The sequence below is a fragment of the Arthrobacter sp. SO3 genome (assembly GCF_020532825.1).
In the GTDB taxonomy this organism is placed as follows: domain Bacteria; phylum Actinomycetota; class Actinomycetes; order Actinomycetales; family Micrococcaceae; genus Arthrobacter.
The window spans coordinates 1-6,146 of sequence record NZ_MQTS01000145.1 but is presented as its reverse complement, the minus strand read 5'-3'; the positions used below and the strand labels follow the sequence as shown (position 1 = coordinate 6,146).

5 protein-coding genes are annotated in these 6,146 nt (G+C 66.0%); 3 read left to right on the top strand and 2 right to left on the bottom strand.

What is annotated here, in order from left to right; genetic code table 11:
• Window positions 1–35: 35 nt before the first annotated feature.
• Window positions 36–188 carry a hypothetical protein gene (locus BJQ90_RS13765; RefSeq protein ID WP_226760816.1) on the bottom strand — a complete coding sequence of 51 codons (153 nt, stop codon included), beginning with the start codon at window positions 186–188 and terminating at the stop codon, window positions 36–38.
• Window positions 189–398: 210 nt separating this feature from the next.
• Between BJQ90_RS13765 and BJQ90_RS13760 the strand changes: the two genes are divergently transcribed.
• Entirely contained in the window at window positions 399–1,421 is a 1,023-nt protein-coding gene (locus BJQ90_RS13760; protein WP_226760815.1) for a hypothetical protein, read from the top strand.
• A 106-nt stretch (window positions 1,422–1,527) separates the two neighbouring features.
• Here BJQ90_RS13760 and BJQ90_RS13755 read toward each other — a convergent pair whose 3' ends face one another.
• A complete protein-coding gene (locus BJQ90_RS13755; protein ID WP_226760814.1) occupies window positions 1,528–2,181 on the bottom strand; it encodes a hypothetical protein in 654 nt (217 codons plus the stop codon).
• Window positions 2,182–2,289: 108 nt separating this feature from the next.
• Between BJQ90_RS13755 and BJQ90_RS13750 the strand changes: the two genes are divergently transcribed.
• Together BJQ90_RS13750 and pcrA are read left to right on the top strand one after the other, a co-directional pair.
• Complete coding sequence (locus BJQ90_RS13750; RefSeq protein WP_226760813.1) at window positions 2,290–3,147, top strand: inositol monophosphatase family protein; 858 nt, start codon at window positions 2,290–2,292, stop codon at window positions 3,145–3,147.
• A 184-nt stretch (window positions 3,148–3,331) separates the two neighbouring features.
• Window positions 3,332–5,848: a DNA helicase PcrA gene (gene pcrA / locus BJQ90_RS13745; protein ID WP_413463684.1), complete on the top strand. Its 2,517-nt coding sequence runs from the start codon at window positions 3,332–3,334 to the stop codon at window positions 5,846–5,848.
• Window positions 5,849–6,146 lie beyond the last annotated feature (298 nt).

Below are 6,146 nucleotides of genomic sequence, written 5' to 3'. Positions count from 1 at the left end.
TCTCCTTCCGGTACCCGCCGTTCCGTCCGTCTCCCTTAGTACTTGGGAGTGGAATTCGGCCACCAGTACACGGCCGAGATTGAGCCCTGACCGGAGTTGTCGCCGCTTGCTGAGATTGCGGCGCCAGCGGACAGGCCCGCGGCTGCGATGGCTCCGGTGACGAGGAGCGTTGCGAGGATTTTCTTCATGGAGGGCTCCTGATACGTAAGAGGCTGATGAGACTCATGTGATGCGAGTTCAGTATAGAGGCATTAGACACTCCGCAGGGCTAAAATGTCGACAGCACGTAGAAAACTATGTTATCCGCGCGAAGTTGAGCCTTTCCTGCGTGAAAAATGCGTGGCTCCTGCTTTTGTGGCGTGTCCCAATCTGCTTCTCCGGCAACGGATAATGGAGTCATGCCATTGCACTCCGTTTCGCCCTTATACGCCGCCGCTGAATTGCGCGCATACGAGCACCGGACCAACCACGCTTTCGTTCAGGCAGCCTGCAGCGCACACGAAGCTGCCGAAATTGCCCGTGACGAAGGGGATCTCGAGTCATGGTGGAACATGACGTTCGTTCAGGCCGAGAATCTCCTGGACGCGGAGGAATTTGAGGCCTGCGCAGCACTCGCCTCGGACCTGCTGGGAGGTCCTTACTCCACGATGGAACCGCAGGCCAAAGCGCTGACGTACATCGTGGTAGCCAAGGCCAGGCAAGGTGCTGGCTTGCTGGAAGAGGCGGCCGAAGCCGCCCGTGCAGCGTCCGAGCTGGCGACGGAAGAGGACGTCGAGATCCACGTCAAGGCGCGCCAAGCCCTAATCGCCGCCCTGGCAGATAGTGGAAGGCTGGATGAAGCCTGGGCCGAATGTCTTAGCCTGGCCGGCGCGGTTTCTACCGAGGTCGATGACCAGTTGATCGGCAAGGTTTACTGGGTAATCGGCAATGTTGCGTTCCTGTGCAACAAGGTCCCTGAGGGTCTCGAATATCACGAGCTAGCGGCCGCAACTTTTTCGCCAGCAAGAAATCTCGATGTATGGGCAAAGTTCAATAAGGCATCGGCAGCTATGCGGCTCGCGGCGGACATCGCAGACGCCGATACCTTGCGCTGTATCGAACGGGCGGAGCTGGCTACTGACGTCATCGGCGGAAGCGTTAGCGACTTGCTGCTGCTGAGGCTCAACCGCGGGCACTGGAAGTTCCTGGCAGGCGAGGTAGAGGCAGCGATCCAGATACTTGAAGGCATCTGCGTTGAGGTGGACAATACGGGGCCCCAGATTCTTGGCGAGGCATGCCTGCTGCTGGGAAGGGCCAGAGCCGCGTTAGGAGACCATTCTGCCGCCCAGGAGCAACTTCTGAAGGCGGCGGATCACTTCGAGATGGCGGGCGCACACCAGCGTGCGGACCAGGCCCGGGAGTACTTGGCGGCCGAGGCATAAGCCCTGCCGGCTGACGCTGGCCCCGTCTGCATCGCCCCCCGGGATGGACATGCCCTCCGGGAACCGCCACGGATGGACATGGTGGGACTATGCCCAGTCATTGTGCTTAGGACTGGGCATGTCCCGCGGTGGGAGGGGTGGCCGAGGCAGGCTTGCGGCCCAGGAACACCGCGACGCCTCCGGCCACCAGGCTCATCACCAACAGCACCCAGCCGGCGACGGTAAGGCCCGATGCGAGGGCGACCTGGCCGGCGTCGACCGCGTCGGCGGACATCATCGAGTCGATGACCGCATTGCCCCACAACCGAACGGCCGCGAACAGCAGTGGTACGGCCCACAGCGCCCAGCGCAGTCCCTTCCGTGCGACATTCGTGCCAATGAGCAACAGCCAGGTGAAGCCGAAGATCAGGGGAAAGAGCGTGCCGGCAGTTTTGTGGATGTAGTTGAGCTGCCCGCGGGCATCCTCGTCCATCGCCGCACGCAACCGCTCCACGAAGCCTGGATCGAAGCCCCCGACCAGCGAGTCCGGCATGGCCGCGCCGCCGCTCAGCTGGGTGAGCTGGTTCAGGGTGAGCAGGTGGAGGTACCAGAACAGGAACAGGCTCGTCACGACACCGGCAATCAAGATCAGGTTGCCGTTGTTCTGCGCCTTCTTCGGGGTCCGGCTGGTGCTTGGGTTGATCACCGACGGCAGATGGTGCTGGGGGACGGCCGCGTTGGCGCCGTGCTTCTTTATCCGCTGTGCGGGTGTCTTGGCCATGGTCCATTATCGCCCGGCGCCTGGGCAGTTGGACGCCAGCCGTTGCGCGGGCCGCGCCGCCCGCCCGCCGTCTGTTCACTGCCGGCGGGCGCCGATAGGCTGGAGCGCGTGACTGAACTAGGAAAGCACCGGCTCGGCCGGCACAGCACCGCTGAACTCAACCCCGCCCTGGACGACTATCAGCTCGCCGAGGCGCTCGTGCGCGAGGCCGGGACCCTGGCCCTCCTCATGCGGCAGGGCGGGCTGGAGGGCCAGCAGAAGACATCGGTATCCGACGTCGTCACGGCCGCGGACCACGCCGCCGAGGCTTATGTGCTGGAACAGCTCCAGCGCTGCCGGCCCGACGACGGCATCCTCGGCGAAGAGGGTGCCTCGGTGGCAGGCGCCAGCGGCAGGACCTGGGTTATTGACCCGGTCGACGGGACGTACAACTTCCTGCACGGCTCCACCTACTGGTGCTCCGCCATTGCCCTCAAGGACTCTTCCGGGGTGGTGCTCGGCGCAATCTTCCAGCCCGAGGAGGACAAGCTCTGGCTCGGCGGAACTGCCCGGCCTGCAACCCTCAACGGCGAACGGCTGAACACCTTCCTTCCGGGCGCAGTCCCGGGCCCCGGCCGTTCCGACACCCCGTTGTCCGAACTCGGGGCCGCCACGTATATCCACCCCACCTGGCTCGCCGACCCGATGTGCGCGATGCCCTGGCACGCCGCCGCGACCTCCGCTGCCGCGCTGCGCATGTTTGGCTCGGGCTCCTGCGACCTCAGCAGGGTGGCCGACGGCGAACTGGGCTGCTGGTTCCAGCACAGTTGCCCGGAATGGGACTGGCTGCCGGGCCAAGCGATTGTCCTAGCGGCCGGCGGCGCGGCCGACGTCGTCCGGGTCAACGGACTGGACTGGTACGTCGCCGGAGGTGCGACGGCGGTCCGCGAACTCCGCGCCGCCCTCGAATCCGGCTCCGCGGGATAGATTCCGGGAGATCCGGGATAGGTCCGGGCGCCCAACAGCCCCGCGCCGGGGGACATGCCCATTGTTGGCCGCGGGGCGTGGACATATGGGCATTATGTCCAGTGGCTGCGGGCAGGGGAGGGCATGTCCCGAGGGGCGGACCTGACTGTCAGCGGCACCGCCTAGACTTGTTAACACCATGGATATGTTGTTTGACCCCTACGCCGACGGACCTTTCCCAGCTGCCTCCAAGACGGGGGCGCGCACGAAAACGCCTGCTGGCAACGGGCTGACGGCGCTGGATTCCGCCCCGGGCGGCGGCTCCGGCCGCGTCCACACGGACAACCCTGCCGGGGAACGGGACCACGCCCCGCTCCCGGGCCCGGCCGAGCTCCTCGAAGGGCTGAACCCGCAGCAGGAAGACGCCGTCAAGCACGCCGGCGGCGCCCTGCTCATTGTTGCCGGCGCCGGCTCGGGCAAGACCCGCGTTCTGAGCAACCGGATCGCCTACCTGATCGCCACCCGGCGCGCGCACCACGGCGAGATCCTGGCCATCACCTTCACCAACAAGGCTGCCGCCGAAATGCGGGAGCGGGTGGAGGCCCTGGTCGGAGGCCGGGCCAAGACCATGTGGGTCTCCACCTTCCACTCCTCCTGCGTCCGGATCCTGCGCCGCGAAGCCAAGAATGTCGGCCTGAACTCCAACTTCTCCATCTACGATTCGGCCGACTCGCTGCGTCTCATCACGCTCGTGGCCAAGAACCTGGACCTCGACCCGAAGCGATTCGCCCCCAAGGCAATCCAGCACAAGATTTCGGCGCTCAAGAACGAACTGATCGACGCGGACAGCTACTCCTCCAGCGCCAACCACAACGACCCCTTCGAACAGGCCGTCGCCGAGGTCTTCAAGGGCTACACGCAGCGGCTGCGCCAGGCCAACGCCATGGACTTCGATGACCTGATCGCGGAGACGGTCTACATGTTCCGCGCCTTCCCCGCGCTCGCCGAGTCCTACCGGCGCCGCTTCCGGCACGTCCTCGTCGACGAGTACCAGGACACCAACCACGCCCAGTACGCCCTCGTCCGGGAGATCGTCGGCGAGGGCCCCGGCGCCGCCGAACTGACCGTCGTCGGAGACTCGGACCAGTCCATCTACGCCTTCCGCGGCGCCGACATCCGCAACATCGTGGAGTTCGAGAAGGACTACCCGGACGCCCGCACCATTAAGCTCGAGCAGAACTACCGCTCCACCCAGACCATCCTCAGCGCCGCCAACTCGGTGATCTCCCGCAACCCCAACCGGCCCGAGAAGCGGCTGTGGACGGCGGAGGGCGACGGCGAGAAGATCGTCGGCTACGTCGGCGAAAACGAACACGACGAAGCGCAGTTCATCGCCAAGGAAATCGACCGGCTGCAGGACGAGGGCGACCTCCGCCCCGGCGACGTCGCCATCTTCTACCGCACCAACGCGCAGTCCCGCTCGATCGAGGACGTCCTGGTCCGCGTCGGACTCCCGTACAAGGTGGTCGGCGGCACCCGCTTCTACGAGCGGAAGGAAATCAAGGACGCGCTCGCCTACCTGCGGGTCCTCGTCAACCCGGACGACGACGTCAACCTGCGCCGCATCCTGAACGAGCCCAAACGCGGCATCGGCGACCGGGCCGAGGGTGCTGTGGCCTCCCTCGCCCAGCGCGACCGGATCTCGTTTATGGCCGCGGCCCGCCGCGCCGATGAGGCCCCCGGCATGGCCACCCGGTCCGTCAACGCGGTCCAGGGCTTCGTGAAACTCCTCGACGACCTCGCCGAAGTGGCCTCCGGCTCCGGCGCCGCGGCCGCCCTGGAGGCCGTCCTGGAACAGACCGGCTACCTCGCGACCCTCCGCTCCAGCAGCGATCCGCAGGACGAGTCCCGGGTGGAGAACCTCGCGGAACTCGTCGCCGTCGTGCGCGAATACGAGCGCGACAACCCCGAGGGGTCGCTCGGCGCCTTCCTGGAAGGCGTCTCCCTCGTGGCCGACGCCGACCAGATCCCGGACGCCCCGGCGGGCTCCGCCGACCAGATGGCCGCCGCCGTTGCCGAAGCCAAGCGGCTCGGCGTCGTCACCCTGATGACCCTGCACACCGCCAAGGGGCTGGAATTCCCGGTGGTGTTCCTGACCGGCATGGAGCACGGGCTGTTCCCGCACCAGCGCTCCGCCACCGACCCCAAGGAACTGGCCGAGGAACGCCGGCTCGCCTATGTCGGCCTGACCCGGGCACGGAAGCGCCTGTACCTGACCCGCTCCGAAGTCCGCAGCATGTGGGGCCAGAGCCAGTACAACCCCGCCAGCCAGTTCATCGAGGAAATCCCGGCCGAGCTGGTGGAATGGAAGCGCGAAGGCTCCACCCGCCAGGCCGGCGGCTGGGGGAACGGCGCCTCCATCGGTTCGAGCCGCTACGGTGGATCCTTCTGGGGAGCCGGCACCGCGCGCGGCACCGAGGCCAGCCCCTCGGCCGGCTTCAACGCCGATGTTCCGGCGGCCATCGCCAAGAACCGGGTGCAGCCGCAGAAAGAGGTCGTCGCCGTCAGTGTGGGCGACAAGGTCAACCACACCAGCTTCGGCAACGGCACCGTGCTGGCCGTTGAGGGTGCGGGGGACAAAACGGTGGCGAAGGTGAAGTTCAGCGTCGGCGAGAAGCGCCTCCTGCTCCGCTACGCCCCGCTGACCAAAGTCGAGGCCTGACCGACCTCAACGCTTGACCAAATCCCGCGCCGGAAAGACCACCCGCAGCTGGTCTGAAAAGGGTGCTGCCGGAAAACGTTGAGACCGGGACTGAACGGGCCTAAAGTCTGGAATGGGGCGCCCCGCAGCGGATTACCGGTTCGGGGGCGGAAGCTCAGTACAGCGTTGGAGCCGCGGTATGAAGATTTTGTTGGCCAGCCAGGCTATTGCCGGACACTTGTGTGTGATCGACTATTCGTAGGCCGTTTCAGCTTGGAAATCCTGCCGAGTTGGTGGCTGGTTTCCTGCCAAAGAGCGC